Raw genomic sequence first — 17,870 nt, forward strand, 5'->3', positions numbered from 1 at the left:
GAACGACGCGACGGAGCGGCAGATTCGTTTGATAGTCCCAGTGCGGGAGGTGCTCCGGCAACGGCATCTCTTCGCCACCGACCGATAGCAACCACTCCCCCGCTCGAACGACCCCCATCGTCGGCTTCTTATATGGCAGAACACGATTGGCCATCAGGCGACCGCCTCGGTGTACAAGACGATGTCGGTCATCGTGTCCGGGGCCGGCTTGACGACGGCCTTCCACACACCGCCGTCGCCACCCTCGATGACGTACGTGGGTGTCGTGTGGACCTCGCCTTGCGGGTCTTGCCAACCGACGAGGCCGGGCATTTCAGCACCGGTGGGCGGGTCCATTTCGAGCCCGCCGTCACTGTTCAACGCGACAGCAACGTCAGCGCTGACCCGCTGCGGCACCGCTACCGGAAGCTTGAACCGCTGGATGACAACGCCGTGCCCCCAGAGTTCGTCCGGCTCAGGATCACCGATGTACTCGATCTTCGGGCGACGCCGCCGCGCGGGCGCTTGTTTCGCACGGTGTTCCGTCGAGTGGCCAGCGTCCGAACCTTCGTCGGATCCGCCACCCGATGCGCCCGAATCGCCAGCGCCGCTGGACGAGAACGGTTCTGACGTCTCGAATTCGTCGGACTCCGCGGGGTCGTTGCGCCTGCCACTCGGCCGACGCTTCGGTGCGGGCCGTGGTGGTGGCGCGGTTTCACCGGGCCTGCCGTAGTCGGTGGCCGAGCCGATCCCCCATGCTCCACCGACCAGCGGTGACAGTCGGTCGCTTGCCGCGCCCAGTGATACCTGAGCGACCTCGACCCCGGCACTTCCTCGGGGTCCGATGACCTTGTCGATCTCCTCCTTCATTCGCGTGAATGTCATTTTCACGAACGTATGTTCGGGGTGATCGAGTGTTTGGTAGTTCCAGTTGTCGTGCGTCGGCGGCTCAGCTCTCGCATAAGCTTCGTCGAGCTCATTGTCCGCACGGAAAACGCCCGCGTAAGCGGAGATTTCGCTAGCAGGCTTGGGGCCTGGCCAGTAGGTGACGACGAGCTCTGCCGGACGCATCAGGCACACGTGATGAACCATGCCGGTCTCGAATCCAGCCATGTGTTCGGCGTCACTGGGATCGAATCGGAGCGCGACCGTCTGGTGCAATCCGAAGCGTCCGAGCCGCTTCTTGGGTCGCCGACAGTGCAACTCCTCGGCACCGCTGCCGACCATCTTTCGGTAGGCCTCGACGAAGAGTTTCAGCGTCTTCATTCGAGCTGGATCGGGCACGGGGTACTCGATGCCGTCACAGGTCACCGAGAATCGCATCGGCGCAACACCATTGGCGTCGGGAAGCATCTTCGGCCATAGCTGGTAGACGATGGTTTCGGCCAGGTACCGAGCGATGTCGGAGGGTTCGCCGCCGTCGAGGTTCGGGTCCAGAATGGAAATGGTGGTCCCGGTTTCGGTAGCCCCGAATGGACGAAGACCCAACTTGCGTGCCATCGCGTCGGCCTCGGCGCCGACCAGCGGCTCGATGACATCGCCCGAGGCATCACCCCACCAATGCCTGCCGGTGTAGCGGCGTTCACGTTCGCCTTCGGTGGCGTCGTAACTCTTCCACAGCGCTGCGGCCATCAGGCGAGTCTCGTACTGCCCCTGGTACTTACAGCGGGTATGGACGAGGATCGTGCCCGATCCCGACGCGAGGTAGAGAATCCCCTTGCCGAATCCGTATGTGCCGCCGCCCAAAGCCCGATCACGGGGCTCACCGATATTGCGGAGGAAGGCTACGAAATCGCGACCTTGGTCTGTGACAGCGTCAGCTCGCGTCGGGCCGCCGAGACCGCGGGTTCCCCGATCAGAAATCGACAACACCCGAATTGTCGGCTGTTGCAGTGCATCTCGAAGCGGTAGTCGCTGCTTTGTCGGAGCCTTGCGCAGCAGATTGTCGCGCCATGCCGGAGCGTCGGCCGCGCTGACGGTCTGCAGATCGATCCGATAGTCGACGGGGATGCTGTCTCCCTGGCGCGCGTCCCAACTGTTCTGGGCCGACTCTCGAACGAGGATCGTCAGGTGGTCCAGCTCTGGCTTACCCAGCTGGTTCCTGATGCCTTCCGCAGCACTTGCGCCTTCGGGCGGAAATGGCTGCGAGACCCAGGCGGGTGCCGTCATCGGATATCCTCGAGCATCGCCTTGATATGCCTTTCGACATCGTTGGTCTCCATCGGCGCAGGTGAATCGCCGGAGAGGTCGATCGTGTAGTCGACGTTGCGCACGTTGGTCGAGATCGACGCGGCTGCCAGGTCTACGGTGGTGAGCCTCGGGAACGCGACATCGACGTTGTACCAACGGTGTTCGTTGATCGAATACCGCGAATGTGCGTAGTGATCGTTGTCCGCGGCGCGATACCCGACAGCGGCCAGCCGCGTGAGAATCTCGCTCTCGTCGTCGGAGAGGTCGAGCACGCGTTTGATCAGTTCGAGGAAGCCGATGCCGCCCTGCACGTCCGGTTCCAGTCTCAGCCACACGAGGCCGAGGAGACCGTCCAGCGGTGGCTCCAATTGGTCGAGGCCGTGGATGCGCACCGCTCGCCCGTCCGGGTTAGTCGACGTCTTCACCTCGAGCGCGCCGGCATCCGTGGCGAAGTCGTGCCGGTGACCGGCTGGGCCCTTCCACAACCGCATGGCGCCGCTGTCATGTTCGAGCAGCAGTTCCAGCACAACCAGCTCACCGAACAGACCTGCGAGCTGTTGCGTCCCTAGCGGCGGTCCCGGATTGAGAAACAGCGCGCGCCAGCGGTCGAGGATGCGGTGCAGGACCTTGACCGGGTTCTCCGGAGTCTCCTCGGTAGCGACGAGAATGTCGGCGCACAAGGTCGCGAAAATGTCGTTCAAATCCCGACGCAGGCAGGCGAGATCCGCGTAATCCTGCACTCGCCCATCGTGTTCCAATGTCCGCTTGCTCAGCCTCAGAACGGGCCCGTCCAGGCCCTTTCGCACGACCTGATGCGCGCCGATCGGCACGAGCAGATGGCGATTGCCCGCGTTGTCCAAGCCTGCGGCCAACGACCCATTCGCAGTCGAAACGGGAAGGTCGGCCACCGTGACGACGGACGCCTCGGAAGTCGGCCGCCGTTCCAGCCGCCGCCATTGATCGTCGAGAACCTTCTTCAGATCGTTCAGCATCAGATGTCCTCGGAGTCGAGGGGGCTGAAGTCCTCCTCCTCGATCTCGACGCCGGACAGATCCGCGGAAATGTAATCGGACTCCCAGGCGACGGTGCTGTCGTCGTTGGCAGGCGACGGAAATACCAGACCGACGCCGATCACATGCTCTGGTGCGTTCAGCGGTACGCGCTTGGTCTTGGACGGCTCGGGTTCCGAGACCTTGTCGATCGGATACAGCACCAGCAGGCCGGCATCCGGCTGCTGCGCCTTGCGCACCTTGGCTATATCGCCTTCTGTTGTGCTGGAGGTGATCCCGTCGAGGTCGAGCCCGGCATCCCGGCGACTCATCAGCGTCTTGATATCCGTGTGGTCGATGCCGGATGCGAACTGCGAACGAATGATTCGACCCACACTTGCGCCGGGAGCGAAGTGGAACAGATCCTGTTCCGCGACAGCTGGTTTGCCGATGATCGCGACGTTCCAGCGACGTAGCGTGCCCGCGTTTCGGATGCGCTTCTCGATGTAGCCGGCCATCAACTTCGCGTCGCATTCCTGCGACTTCTCGTGAAACTGGTAGTCGCGCAGGAAGTCCAGGACGTGCTCGCTCGGCACGTCCCGGATCAGGTAGTGCCCGTCAGCACCGTTTCCTTCGGCTGGACCGGCCCCGAGCGCCGAGCTCACCAGCACCTGCGCAGCCGACTGATTGCGCAGCAGCCATTCGGAATCCTTGCGGAAGTAGCGGGTCTGCACTCGTTGTCCGCCGTAGGACGCCAGCGCCGACACCGCGTCCTTCATCTTCGCGGCCGCAGTCACCCGCAGCGAGGGATGCGTTCGTAGTCGCACCGCGAAGGTCATCGGCGTTTTGCCTTCGGTCATGTAAACGTCGATGTCACGGCGCATCTCCGTCTCGACCGTGGCGAGATGCCGGAACCAATCCTCGAGTTCCTCGGTCATCCAGATTCGCGGCAGATCCGCGTAGCCGGTCCGATAGCCGAACCAGCGACCCATCTGCAACAGCGTGTCGTACGTGGAAACCGCACGAACGAAGTAGCTGACCGAGAGCCCCTCCAGCGTGAGCCCTCGCGACAAGGTGTTGCCGCCCACCGCAATAGCGACAACCGGGCCGTTCTCGTAGTCGAGGCGGTCAGTGCTCTCGGAGTTGTCCATCACGATGCGGCAATCACGCAGCACCCCAGGAAGTTCCGATGCGAGTTCATCGAAAGACACTGGTTTTTCGCCGAACTCTGCAGCGGGAACCTTCGACGTCTCTTCCTCCCACAGCTCGCGGAGTTCGGCCCGCAGCACGGAATCCGCCAAGTTGTTCCCGACCTTGGCCCGAAGCAGCATCAGCGGATCTCGGAAACTGTTGTGCACGGCGGTTCGCACGCTGGTGTGAATCAGCATGGTGGAGTGCGGATTTCCGCCGCCACGAACTCGACGGGCGGCAGTTGTCAGCCAGAAATACAACACTGCCTGACGCAGCGTGTCGGTGATCGAGGGATAGAAGTCCTCGGCGTCCGCCCTGGTCTTCGGTCGAACGAGCTCGACATCGTCGTCGGGAACGGTGCGGATCATGTCGTAGCCGTCGTCGACCTCGGTCGGGTCCTCGCCGTCGAGGGCGTAGCGACCGAACAGCACCTCGGTGCCGAAGTGCCCGTAGGGCTTCGGCAGATTCACGATGAAGTGCTCGGGGTAAAGGTCGTCTGCCGACGGATCGATGAGCAGGTTGGCGAACGGCGAGGCCGTGTACCCGACGTATGCCGATTTGGGCAGGGTGTTGAGAATTTGGCGGATCAGCGGATTGATCGATTTGGTCGCCACAGTGGCCTGGTCGGCCTCGTCATCGATGATCAACGCGGGGCAATCCGCCAGGTACTCCGAGGCGTCGCCCAGCCACTTGACCAACTTGCGCAGCACTGTCGCGTTCTTCTTGACCACACACAGCACATGGGTCTTGTTCGACTTCCCGAAGAAGCTGGCCGGGTTCGCGGTCGGCGAGAAGTCCCGATCGAGGTCGGTGATCTGCGTCCACAGCGTCGGGTTCGGTTCCACCAGCTGCTGAATGAGCCGCGCCTGCGTCTGGCGGCGCAGCCCGTTGTGGATGCCGGCCAACACGATGAACAACTTGTAGCCGCGGTCGGCGGCCTTCGCCATCACGGCGGTGAAGTTCGTGGTCTTGCCCGACTGCACGTACCCGACGACCAGCCCTCGAGTCGAGAACTCGTTCTTCCGAGGATGCTGCAGCAACGACACGATCCGCGTAGACGAGTCATCCAAGCTGTCGATCGCCGGATCCCGCGGCCACCCCTGCTTGATCAGATCATCCTCGATCGCAGGCCACAGCTTGTCGTCGGGATGCGGCCCGGCATACCAGGTTTCGTAGTTGTCGATGACCACAGAGTGCGGCTCGCGCATCTCCTTGATCCGAACCATGTCCTCGTCGTAGCGGTCCATGATCCGCTTGATCACGTCCTCGGAGGCAAACAGCCGGAGCTTCTTGATCGCCTCGACCGGGGTGTCTTTGTCCAAGAACGACTTGAACACGTCGTACTGCCCATCGATCAGATCACTCATTGGACGCTCCCACCTGCACTAACCCTCGGTCGACGATGGGAGGTTTCGCTCCCCCAATTGCGGGTAACAGTATCGGCCGGATCCGACCAACTGACCGCGAGTGCGGAAGTCGCCACCCGGTCGCCGTTCCGCTAACATCCGGCGAACGCTGAATGTTAGCGGAACGAGCCTCAAAAAGAGCAGGGCAGATCACCAATTCAGACGCTGTCTATTCCGAAATAGCCCGGCAATCCGGACTCTGCCTCGCCAACCAGCAATCCTCGGTCAAGAAAACTGTTCATCGACTCACAGCTAGTTTCAGGCAAGAGCACGCATGCGTGACATGCAGCCAGATTTAGGCTCTCCGCACCACTTGCCTCTGATTCCATGCACAGCGGGTCGTTGGAGCACCAGTGGGCGCGTGACAGTGCCGACCTCACCGAAGCCTCGAGCTTCATAGGCTCGCCCTGTGCTACGAGACCACCCAAACTGCCGGCAGAGTCGGTAGTCGCGGTGTAGATCAATATGCCGGCCATTTCCTCGTCCGAGTAGATCCGCTCCCGCAGCGCCGAGGCCGAGTAACCGCAGTCGAGGCTCCACTCGATGATCAGGGCATGCGCAAGGGTATGCAGCAACAGCTGTCGTGGGGTCACATGCGAATCCGGCACCACATTGGTCTGAGCCTTCTTCTTGGCACGATCCTGCAAAATCTCCCGGTGATGTTTCCGTATCCGCTCGGCACGGTCGACTACCGTCGCGTCGGTTTCCCATTGCCGCAGACGGGATTCGGAAAGCCTAAGAAATACCCCCTCGCCGATCACTTCAATCGCGGGGAGCCAATCGGCGGACTGGTCACGAAGGTCGCAACGGCGACTATCTGGGTCCGCCTCGGTGGGAAGCTCACCGCGAACGAATGCCGCAAGGGCCCGCACCTCACGAAGGCGCTTCACCAACATCGGCTGCTCAAGATTCAGTTTGACCAGCGGGGCCACGTCACCCAATGGGCGCTCGCAGACGAACGGCTGCCAGTCTGCCGAGTCCTTCTCTGGGTTGCCGCGCACCAGCCGGTCATACTCCTGCTGCCGCAACGCGCTCGTTCGCTGGACGACTGGAACATCCCCATTCTCGGCGGAATCCGATTCGGCTGCGGCGGCTATCACTGCAAGGACATCGTTGACGGTAGCGTCGACTCGTTCCAGCAATCCTGGTCGGTCCGCCAGATACTCCCGGACATACGCTTCCCCCTTTCCGAGAAGCATGTGCTTTTCGACGAGTGCGTGAATTCCTTCTCCCCAGGGCGGAATCGACAAGGCGCTCTGAACAATGGGGTGCCAAACAGACGATGAACCACGCTGCATGGTCTTCGGTTCCACCTCGCAGCCCTCAGTGCTTTTCGCGGCAAGCCACGGCCTCCGTCCGCCGCATTTGATCCCGATCTCCTGCAACGCGCGCTTGCTGAATGCGCCCTCCATCGAGACCTCAGGCGCTCCGCAACTGCAGCTGACACGAATAGCACGCAGTGAGGCACTCGCACCGACCGTGCGAATCCTCAGCACGCATCCACCCGAGCCTCGATCTCTGCCGGGACCCCGATGCACCCACTCCCAGTATGGGAAATCGTCGATGTGTCCGTTATCGCAGACCACTACAAATCGTGACGGCACCAGCTTCTCGCTGTTACATTCAACGCAAACAGCTTCATTCTTGGGCGAATTGAAAGCCCAATAGCGCTGCAGTTGCTGGCATTTGGGGCACGAGTAATAGTCCGGGAATCGGTGGACTCTAACACCGTCGAACGCCTTGTCCGCCTCCTTCGATGGCGGTAGACGAAAGTGGTCCACACTGAGCAGTTGAGCGAGCCTCCGCTCGAAGATCTTCGGCGCATCGTTGGCTCCCCACGAGTCATGGCTCGCCACAATAAAAGACTCGTTTTCGACCGCGATCAACGCGCCTACTCCGTAGGTGGTCACAAGTTGCGACCGCCTGGCCTGTCCAAGTTTCCGGAGAGCGCCACCGGTGGCGCCCCCAATTCTGTTGCGTCGTTTCGGCGGAGTCATCGCTGGGCACCTCCAGATTTCAGAAACAACGTCGATTCGGGGTCGACGTCGCGAAGGCTCCAGGCGGTCGGCCACCCTTGTTCACTGTCGTCGCCGTCATCCTCATACTCATCCATGAAGCCTGCAAGCAATGCGGGAGAACCCTTCTTAGATCGATAGCGCAGGTTCGATGTTTCCCCGGCCAGCTCGCACCACCAGTCGAGGAATTCTTCGCACGCCCGGCGGGTAGCCTCGACCTCCTCCGGCGCGACGATCTCGACCCGATCGATGATCTCGGGAATAATTGCTTGCCTGATCGCTCCAACGAAGTTCGCCACATTTCCGGCAGCACTGTCGTCGCGGGCCTCGGGTAGCGTCAACCTCGTCAGTGCGACGATCACCGCATGCAGGCCGCGATCGCGGGCGCGGGATGAAAACGGCGTCACGCTGGTTGATTCGACCTCGCGATACAACGCCGAGTGGAAGGTCTGGAATGACTCGTAGTGAGACCGGTCCCGCGAACGCGCGGAATTCAGCATGACTGCGACAAATCCCGGGTACTTTCGCCCCACCCGGCTGGTCGCCTGAATGTATTCGGCAGTCGTCTGCGGTTGCCCCATGACCGCCATGAGTCCGAGACGGTCGATATCGACGCCGACCGAGATCATGTTCGTGGCAAGCAGGATGTCGACTACCGTGTCGTTCGGCAACTCCCGCTCCAGCGCTTTCAAATACTCGCTGATCTTCGTAGCATCAGCCCGGCTGCTGAGCTCGAGGACCTCGGCGCCGACAGCCCGGTCGTTCGATTCGCTTGCTCCCTCGGCGAGCGCCTTGATGCGCTCGGCGACGTCGCCGTAGATCTGGAGCTCTGCGGCCGATAGGAGACGGAGACTGTTGAAGTAGCCGACCAACGTCCAGTAGGCATCGAGTGTCTTGTCGTCAACGATGCCGCGAGCCTGGAACACACGAAACAGCACGGCAGCGTACGTCCGGACCAGCAATGTGGCCTGGCTCGAATGCGCCGAGAAGAGCCCCACGTAACGTCGACTGGCTTTCACCTCGCGTGGCGACTCCACTGCGAACCACGAGTCTCGGGAGTCGAGGCCTGCTGGCGGGAACTGCGCGACCCGACGATCGAATAGTGCACCCACCTGATCTGACGCCCGACGAATCGTCGCCGTCGATGCGATGACCTTGGGTTGGCCGGCAAGAATATCGATGGCTGTTTCGTATAGGCCGGTAAGTGTGCCCAACGGCCCTGAGATGAGATGCAACTCGTCCTGGACGATGAGCTCCGGTGGCTGCGCCGGACGCCGATCTCTGTTGAACAGATTGAGGGTGTCCGGATTCCACGGTAACGCTGCGAACTTGTCGACTGTCGCGATGATCAAAGTGGGATGGGCGTCGTACACAGCCTCGTCGATGAGGTGCACGGGCAGCCCCGTGCCTCGGTGAAACTCGCATACTGCGGACGGGCATCGGACGAACATCCGGACGGCATCCTCGTCGACTGCATAGTTGGCGGCATCCAGTGGTTCGCCGCACCACGGGCAGGACCGCAGCTGCACCGGGTTGTTCTTCTTCAGCGAGGTTCCCGGGCTGTCCTGCAGCTCCGTCAGCTTCTTCGCCGCCACCTTCAGGAGATTCGGAGTGGCCGACTGGCCGACCCACATTCCAATGGAAATCGGCTCGCTGCCGAGCGCCTTGTCTTGCGCGCGGATCAGCTCCATCGCACAAATCAGTGTCGTCGCGCGCTCGAACTGCTGCAGAGTAAGCAGGCGCAGCGTGTAGCGCATGATCACGGTGACTCCAGCGCCTGCGTCATCGAAACGGAGTCGACGCAAGAAGGTAGTGAACGCGATCAGGCCCAGGTATGCCTCGGTCTTGCCGCCACCAGTGGGGAACCAGAGAAGGTCAGCGAGTTCACGGTCTTCGTGAAAGGGATCGACGATTCCCCGAAGGCTCAACAACATGAAGCCGATCTGGAACGGGCGCCACTTGCCCATGGTCAGGTCGATCTCGCCTTTGCGTCCGGCCTTCACCCACGCCGTCCGAGCGCGCTGTGTCGCCATAGCACGGTTGGCAGCTTGGAATGCCGCGAACACGAGGTCATTGTGAGGTGCCGCCAGCATGGCGACCCCGTCACGCATGCGTGCCAGCGCTGAACAGCACAGCCGGAGCTGGTCGCCGCCGACGGCCCGTAGCTCGGACTCCACCGTTTCGTCGAGTTCGCAGTCCCGATCACTGATCCACCGCTCATACCCGTCCAGCAGTGCATTCAGGTCCGCGACGACTTGTTGCCGGTTCCGGGTGGCCAAACCGAGCATGCCGAGGGCGTGGTCATCGATCTCCGGGTTTGAATCGGTCAGTAGTACTTCGTGACTCGGTAGAAAGTCAGAACGCAGGCGGGCGACAGCGGCCTGCTCGCGCTGTCCCGCGGTTCGGATCGGAGGCGGGATCCACTCCCACACCGCTGTGCAACCGTGGCCGACAGCGAAGGAAGGTGAATGTCGGTGTAGCAGCCGGCTCAATTGCAGCTCAGGGTCGTGGGATTCACGGTTGGGCGCCCGCTCGACAAATGGCCAAGTGCCTGCGGGCCCGTACACCTCAATCGTCGGCTGAAAGAAGGAGTACGCATCCTTCAGGTCATGCTCGCCCACACGATGAGAGTTGATGAGAGTCGTTGTAACACTGACAGATCCATCAATCCCCGGCTTCCTGATCCTGGTCCGCAGTTCGAGTCCATCCGCAAGGTGCACTGGGCCGGACACGCCAGGGCTCCGAACATCGATCGAAACTTCCTTGCAAACGACCGGATCACGACGCCACCACTCGTCTTGCTGGTCGACCGAACGTGCTTCGCCGCGCTTGGGGTCGACCGGATTACCGCTCGCGTCTTCGGGGAGATATCGGGCGGCGGTTACCGAAACGTAAACGGTGGCCGCAACAGCGGGGTCGACCGCGAAAGTCATCCCGGCCGAGGACGGCTGCCGCCTGTTTGCCATCGCCACACCGGATTCGACCCCTTGATCGACGTTGTCGCCATGCACAACATCAGGCGCTTCGATACCGCCGCCGATGATCTCAGCGCCGGGTCCACCGCGGGGAAACAACACGCCCGTCAGGTAGGCGGTCACTGGCGCGTCGTGTTTCAGGATCTCAAAATCCCCGCCGCGAGGGCCGAGTAGATCTCGCCGCAACGCTTGCCTCAGTTCGGCACGAAACCCGTAGTGATCGTCGAAGGTCGAGTTGATCATTCATCCCCCTTGCTATCTGCATCCTTGTTCGCCTTAACCCATACAAACGAGCCAAGGCCGCACAGGCGCGGCGCGAGCCAGACCCCGTGTGAGCCGAGGCCTGCGCGCGCTGATTCCGCAGCGGAACCACCCACGGTCTCGACACAGTCGATCTGTACTCGCTCGATTGCATCGGGCCAGCGGTGTACCGCCTGCTTGGGATATTTTTGGCGCGATCTGGTCAAGTCGTGGAGGAACCGCTGCGAAACCTCGCCGATGCGGACAGCGCCGTGCCAAATTCCGTAGACCGGTGGTGCCCCCACTTGCCCGAAAATTCCCTGCTCAGGACGCAGTTGAACCAGATCGCCAGAGTGGACTGAAGACTCTAGATACGACTGGACAAGCGTCGACGAGTACTCGGCGCTATGCGCTGGGCGATCTCGAGCAACATCGTCGTCGCCAAATTCGAGACCACTCGCCTTGCCATAGCGGTCCGGCTTATACCACCGGTTGAACCCCGCTTTACGACGTCGACCGAAGAAGACATACGAGTTGAAGGAGCTCAACCGGTAATTGTCATCCCGGGCTCTTGTCATCGCAACATACAGCAGGCGTGCTTTGCTCGGAATATCCTCGTCTTCGTCCTGCTCATCTCGCACCCCGTCCTCAACAACAAGAACCCGATCGAATTCGAGCCCTTTAGCTCGGTGGATCGTCGAAATCAGGATCTTTCGCCGATCCGGCTCGACCAGGTCGTCCGGAACACGCTGCTCGGCAATCACACGATGCAAACGCGCGAGGTCGACTACTCCGCCAGCTCGGCCACCGGCGATCGCTCGCAACGATCTCCAGGCCCGGTGAGGTTCTTCGATCTGGCCCTCGACTGCGGCGCAGAAACGCTGTTCAGAGATGGTCGGGCTTCCATCGGCTGACCGGAAAACGCTGACCAGCCAACCGGGCGCAGGCCGGGAACGGGGAGACCGCTGAATCACGTGGGGAATACTCTCTTTGCAGAATTTCTCCGAGATCTGGAGCACCTGCCCGTTTGTGCCACACAAGATTGCTGTTGAACCAGTCGTCTCTCGCAGCGCGGAAATAGCAAAGTCATCACGTTCTTTGCCGAAGAGTGCACCGAAGCTCGGAATCGTAGCCAGTGCCTCACGCAACTCCTGGTATATGGAGTCCGCAACACGATCTGCACCGGCCCTGTCGGCCGGAATCGACTGCAGCAGTGGTCCGTACCGCAGGGCGGCTTTCGCTTCAATTGTCTGGGCGCGGAAGTTGTCGTCCAGACGGGCTTCAACGAGTTCGCTCGCATACTCCGAACGAAGCCATCCGAAGAACCGATTTGTCTCCGCGGCCCGCTCATCGAGATCCGCGATCTGAAACCCGTAGACGGACTGAGCGGCATCCCCCACCACGGTGAATCCGGCGCAGTCTCGCGTCGACTCCAGCAATGCTTCGACCATGGCCCGGCGAACACCGACGAGATCCTGGACCTCATCGATCACGATGTGACTGGGCGGGTAGACCTGCGGGCCGTCCGACCCCTCGTCGAAAATACCGCGACGGATCGCCGCCGTCGCAGCAACAATGATGTCGACGAACTGCATGCCGGTAAGCTCACGCTCGGGCTCGCATTCGTGCAGGATCGACCGAGCCCAACCGTCGAAGGTGTACGCGCGGACACGCCGTGCCGAGTCAGCGATCTGATCGATGCGTTCACGCAGCGACCTCACTGCGGCCCGCGAGAAGCTCAACACCAGAATTTCCGACGCCTGGAGTGGGATGTCACCCGCGCTTGTCAAATGCTCCAGCCTGTATGTCAGCGTAGTCGTCTTGCCTGCTCCGGCACCAGCGACCACGAGAACCCGCGCATCCCATCCCTTTTCGACAATTGCGCGCTGGGCGTCGGTGAGCGCGAGTCGCTGTCGGGGTGAAACCGACGTCATCGAATTTCCTTCCACAGGTACTCGAACTCGGTGAACGCCAGCTTCGCATCGAAGTTCGTGATGTTGTCGCGAACATCGAGGATCATGCATTCGGCCTCACCACCGTTGGCAACACCACGAAGACCTCGACCGATCATCTGCTGGTACAGGTTCGCGCTGTAGACGGGACGAGCGATGACAACTGCACGCGTAGCCGGTGCGTCGAAGCCCTGGGACAGAACACCGTAGTTGGTAATCACCCGGATATTGCCTTTTCGGAACTCATCGACACGCTTTCGACGGTCGGCCGGTGCCGTCATCGCATCGATAGACACCGAACGAACTCCCTTGTCCTGCAGTCGCGCCGCCAGAACCTTCGCGTGGTCGACGGAAGTCGCAAACACCAGCACCGGCCAGTCGGACGGAAGATCAGTGATCGCTCTCACCAACTCGTCATTGCGACCTTCGTGATCGGCCAACTTACGTTCGGCGCTCTTGGGCAATACGCCCGCTGCAGCGAAGTTGCCGACCTGGTTTACCTCTCGGAGTTCGTTGGCGTCCAACTCGATGTCGGCACCTTCGAGTACCCGGTGTTCGACCTTCGCGAGAATACGCAGCATCTGTAGCGCTTCAATGGGATTGCGATCCCCGAAGACTCCCTTGTCCAGGCGGTAGTCGCCGAAACGCTGGGCGAGAAGCCTGGTCCGTTCCGCATCGTTGCGAAATGGGGTCGCTGACAGGCCAAGCAGATGCCGCGAGGTCAACGCATGGGTCAGGCCCATCAATCTAAGTATGTCGGTGTAACGGGGCGAACCGGCACCGTGTGCTTCGTCGACGATCACCAACGCTGCGTCACGAAGCCAAGAGTATTCGTCGTCGGACAAGTTCAGCGCCAACTTGGCATCGGTCGCGACGACAAGGTGCGCTTGATCACGAACTGCGGTCGACGAATTGGAGCTCCAGAACCTGTCGATAACCAGCGGGCGGCCGGGGCCGACCTTTTCCCAGACGAACTGCCAAGACTGGACCGCCTGCTCGCATAACTCTTCTGTCTGCGCGATCCATAGGATCGGACCCCTTGGCACTCCGGATTCACGGACCCATCGGATCACTCCTTCTGCCGCCACGCGGGTCTTGCCCGCGCCGGTCGGCAGACTCAGCATGCCGCGACGCGGCGTGCTGGAGCACAGCATCTGTACAAGCCGGTCCGCGACTTTCTCCTGATATGGATGTAGCGCGGGAAAGTCTTTCGGTCCTTGGACGGTCTCCCGCGGATCGAGTTTCGGAGCCTGCGACCCGGCGAAATCCCCCGAAATCCCAAGCCCGGCCACAAACTGCCGTGCCCGCTCGCCGCCGTTGAAGGACGACGGGCAGTCTGGCACGTTCCGTGCGATCTCCTTGGCGTACACCTTCAACACCAGGTCGTCGTGCGCATTCAACGCCAACTGTGCCAGGCGATCGACATCGTGTTCCTCACCACCCTCGACCAAGCCCGCAGGAAGGTTCGCGAGCAACTGTTCTCGGGTCAACATCAACGCGAGCTTCGCCACCATCATGGGTGCTTCTTTGATCGCCTGGACCTTCCGGCGGGTTGCCTCGTTGGCTTCCCGCTTCTTCTGCTCATCGATGACCTGACGACATCCGTCCAGTCCGAGACCGAGCTCGAGTTCAGTGTCCGCCAGTACCAGTGTCTGCAGGGCACCGGTACCCTGCAGAATAAGAACAGCAGAGTCTTCGCGGGCCGATTTCAGGGCAAGGTACCGAGCGCCCTTCGGAGTCCGGATGACCTGTTCCAACTCCTCGCACCACTGCAGGTGTATCCCCTTCACCCGCGCCCCGGACTTCATTCGCAGCATCGGGTACTCGTCGACGAGAGCCACTGGAGCTCCGGAAGGAACGAACCGAATCCGTCGTTCGATGACGTCAGAGACCCGGCGCATGCCCCACACTGCGATCATCGATTCGGCCTGCTCGGCGTCTTCGGGACGGTCAACCAGCAACGCCGGGTGGCCCTCCTCGATCAGATCGCGATACTCAGCTCGTGTTGTCGCAACCGCGATTTCGCTATCGACGAGATTTGCCCACCCGCCGACCACTCGACAGCGCACATCGGCTTCTTCAGAGACAAGGTCGTAGGCGACGCGCATCAGCAGCGCGTAGTTGCGTCCGACGAACGCTTCGTCCTCGCTGGTCCGTACCGCGTCGAGCAGCTTTGCCCACCTCGCGGGCGGCACATCCTCGACCTTGTTCGGCATTCGCAGTTTCAATGCTTTTGCTTCGCCGATCTCGGCAACAGGGAGTACCGCGGCATATTCGCGCAGCCCCGGCCCCAATGCGTTGCGGACCGTTGTCAGTCCCAAGGAGGTGTGTACAAACCCCTCCTCGGTGAGTAACCATCGAATCGGTGACATCACCTGTGCCCGGGAGTTCGTCTGTTTCCCGATTTGCCGCGTCCATGTTTCCGTCATGGCGGACTCGGGAATACTCGCGAGGAACTCGGCGCGTCCCTCCGGAGACAGGCGTTTGAACAGGTGCAGCGGTCCCGCAGTGGGGCCGCCGTGGAACTGCAGAGTCCGCGTCTGCACCTTCGTAGCCGTCGGCGGCAACCCAGCACAGTACTGTGCGTACATCGCGTCCCGGTAACCCTCGAACCACCCGTCGTCCTCTGGGTTGTACCCGGATCCGGGGCGGTCGGTTACGCCGAACTCCCGCAAGATCGACTGATCGTTGGCGTGAAAGCTCATGTCGACCGTGAGCGCCGCATCCCGAGATCCATCCCCTGGCACGATCCGACCGGGCAGAAGCAGGCCCCTGATCGGGGAAAATCGGCCCTCCATGTTCCGCGCGTGCAGCACAACCCCTACATCATCGACCCGCTTGCGAATCTCGTGCGCTTGCACCGCGCCGCCGGAGCCGTTGAGAAGTTCCCAGAACCGCATCCAGTCGACATCCGTGTAGCCGCTGAAGCCTTGGTCGAGAACGCTGTGGAAGCGACCCTCTAGGTCAGCTTCTCGAACGCCGAGTTCGTTCAGCAGAGAAGCGGTGGGCTGATCGTTTGCCAAGGTCTGATGCACGTAGACGATGTCGTCACGCAACCCATCGTCGCTGGTTCGGCGAAATACGGTACCGACGATCGGAGCGACGAACCTGCCGTCCTCAGTCATCAGCACTCTCGACCGACGCAATTCGTCAGCGGCCTCCGCATGGCGTGGTCCGGTGAACTCGGTGCGCAATAGATGCGCGAGCAGCCGGATTGCGGCGGCCGAGGCTTCGACCGTTCCATCCTCGACAAGTGCTTCCACCCAGGACCGCGGAGACGCGGGCCCGGTGTGCTTCGATTCCGCAATGACATGGGAAACCTTGCCGCGCCGCGAATTCGGACCCTCGACGGAGTGGTGTATCCAGTTCTGTGGTCGGCCCGGATAGGACGCCCACAACTCCAGAGCTTTCGTCGTCACCGGGTCGTCCGGATGAATCCGTAGCTCAGACGGTAGACACAATCTGCCGCGCTGGTCGGGAAGTGACGGGTTGGTCGCCATCAACCGCCATACCTGTTCGGTCAAATATCGGCAGGCCCAGTTCGGCGACTCCTTCGGTCTGCCGGGGAGTAGCGGCAGGTAGGCACCTGGGTCGTCGGCGGGCGACAATTCTTCCAAGGAGCCGACAACGAGCCGAGCGGCTACCCGCATCAGCTCAGTGTTGAGGTCACTGCTGTCCAGCAGGTTTTGGCGGTCCTCGTTCGTCTTCCACGCGGCGTTCAGGGCCCCGCTCAGAGTCGTCGGGTACTTCGTCGGGAAGAACGACCAGAACACCCCACGGTCATTGGGCACCAAGTGGAACCCTGAATCCGCTGATCGGGTGTACTCGGGCACGGCCCATGACACGTCGATGGTGACCCGGTCATGCAGCTCGCCTGCCCGTCCGCGTGCTTCGTCGCTGACCCGGTGAGGCGTTGTGAAAACGCGAAAGCTCTCACTGGTTGCGTGGGCACGACTGCGCTGCTGGTGGATGCTGCGCCGAGTACCACTGTGGTCGACCGAGATCTCGCGCCGGGTGAACGGCATGTTGGTTCGGTCTTCGAGTGCGAGCTTCCCTACATGGGGCGAGAAGAGCTGAAAAAGGTGCGGGAACTCCCTTGATGCTCCGAACTCGGCCGACTTCGAAGTGTGGATATCGCGGGCAAGCTTGTTTGCCGCACCGGGTTCCAATGGCAGCCGGACCACCGTAGTTGCCCAGGACAGCAGATCCTCCAGTGCCCGGTCGCGGCGGCATTCCTCATTCGGGTCGAGTCTGCGTGCCAAGCGCAACACCGGCGTCTCACCGAGAGTATCGATGAGCGACTTTCCCTCTGCGCGGCGCGCTTCGTTGACAGCCTTGAGGATTTCCTCCGCTGCCCAGTCGGCATCGAACCCGAAAGACCCAGTGCGGCTGAAGAACTGCGGCATTCGTGACACGGACAACACCGATTTGACGCCAACGCCGAAGCGGCCGATCTGGCCCCCTCGCTTCTTCGACACACCCATCCGCAGGATGGTGTCCACGCCGGTGGCCGTGATCGGCGAACCTTCGTTGGCGCAGTAGAGGTAGTCGGTAGTGAGAACAACTTCGATCCGACCACCGGTGAACTCGGTGGCCCGCAGTTCATCTGCGGCATTCTGAACGAGTTCGAAGATCTGACGATCGCCGTAGCCGCCCTGGTGGATTCGGCGCTCACCGTTGGCGTCCTCTTCGATGCGGGCCGGATTGACCTGGTAGGTCCGCAACGCGAGCCTGGTCAGCTCGTCGACTTTGCCCAGCACATCCAGTTCGGTCGATGTCATTTCACCCTTGATTCCCTGCTGCCCACTCCAAAAAGGCTCCCGAATCGAAGCATCAGCCTGCACTCACTACCCCTCATTCGACGGTGAGAGGTTTGAGCCACCCACGTTGTGGGTAACAGTATCGGCTCAGTCCGACAAGGTTGCGGTGAGCG

The 17,870-nt window shown here is 61.6% G+C and carries 7 protein-coding genes; all 7 read right to left on the reverse strand.

Features of this window, described 5'->3' with window-relative positions; translation table 11 throughout:
* Window positions 1-153: 153 nt before the first annotated feature.
* Entirely contained in the window at window positions 154-2,148 is a 1,995-nt protein-coding gene (locus ACFWU5_RS01975; RefSeq protein ID WP_379265814.1) for a hypothetical protein, read from the reverse strand.
* Window positions 2,145-3,161: a PD-(D/E)XK motif protein gene (locus ACFWU5_RS01980; protein ID WP_379265815.1), complete on the reverse strand. Its 1,017-nt coding sequence runs from the start codon at window positions 3,159-3,161 to the stop codon at window positions 2,145-2,147. The genes ACFWU5_RS01975 and ACFWU5_RS01980 overlap by 4 nt, the downstream gene beginning before the upstream one ends.
* Complete coding sequence (locus ACFWU5_RS01985) at window positions 3,161-5,716, reverse strand: Z1 domain-containing protein (protein ID WP_379265816.1); 2,556 nt, start codon at window positions 5,714-5,716, stop codon at window positions 3,161-3,163. The genes ACFWU5_RS01980 and ACFWU5_RS01985 overlap by 1 nt, the downstream gene beginning before the upstream one ends.
* Window positions 5,717-5,913: 197 nt before the next feature.
* Complete coding sequence (gene drmB / locus ACFWU5_RS01990) at window positions 5,914-7,752, reverse strand: DrmB family protein (RefSeq protein ID WP_379265817.1); 1,839 nt, start codon at window positions 7,750-7,752, stop codon at window positions 5,914-5,916.
* The gene (locus ACFWU5_RS01995; protein WP_379265818.1) at window positions 7,749-10,988 is read right to left on the reverse strand and encodes a helicase-related protein; all 3,240 of its coding nucleotides are present in this window, start codon (window positions 10,986-10,988) and stop codon (window positions 7,749-7,751) included. The genes drmB and ACFWU5_RS01995 overlap by 4 nt, the downstream gene beginning before the upstream one ends.
* Window positions 10,985-12,919 carry a UvrD-helicase domain-containing protein gene (locus ACFWU5_RS02000; RefSeq protein WP_379265819.1) on the reverse strand — a complete coding sequence of 645 codons (1,935 nt, stop codon included), beginning with the start codon at window positions 12,917-12,919 and terminating at the stop codon, window positions 10,985-10,987. The genes ACFWU5_RS01995 and ACFWU5_RS02000 overlap by 4 nt, the downstream gene beginning before the upstream one ends.
* Window positions 12,916-17,781 carry a DEAD/DEAH box helicase gene (locus ACFWU5_RS02005; protein WP_379265820.1) on the reverse strand — a complete coding sequence of 1,622 codons (4,866 nt, stop codon included), beginning with the start codon at window positions 17,779-17,781 and terminating at the stop codon, window positions 12,916-12,918. Before ACFWU5_RS02005 ends, ACFWU5_RS02000 begins: the two co-directional genes overlap by 4 nt.
* Window positions 17,782-17,870 lie beyond the last annotated feature (89 nt).

The sequence above is a fragment of the Nocardia sp. NPDC058640 genome, from assembly GCF_042716995.1.
Classification (GTDB): domain Bacteria; phylum Actinomycetota; class Actinomycetes; order Mycobacteriales; family Mycobacteriaceae; genus Nocardia.

Coding starts and splice junctions, on each gene's coding strand:
- ACFWU5_RS01980 (WP_379265815.1), bottom strand. CDS start 3,161: ATGCTGAACGATCTGAAGAAGGTTCTCGACGATCAATGGCGGCGGCTG.
- ACFWU5_RS01985 (WP_379265816.1), bottom strand. CDS start 5,716: ATGAGTGATCTGATCGATGGGCAGTACGACGTGTTCAAGTCGTTCTTG.
- ACFWU5_RS02000 (WP_379265819.1), bottom strand. CDS start 12,919: ATGACGTCGGTTTCACCCCGACAGCGACTCGCGCTCACCGACGCCCAG.
- drmB (WP_379265817.1), bottom strand. CDS start 7,752: ATGACTCCGCCGAAACGACGCAACAGAATTGGGGGCGCCACCGGTGGC.
- ACFWU5_RS01995 (WP_379265818.1), bottom strand. CDS start 10,988: ATGATCAACTCGACCTTCGACGATCACTACGGGTTTCGTGCCGAACTG.
- ACFWU5_RS01975 (WP_379265814.1), bottom strand. CDS start 2,148: ATGACGGCACCCGCCTGGGTCTCGCAGCCATTTCCGCCCGAAGGCGCA.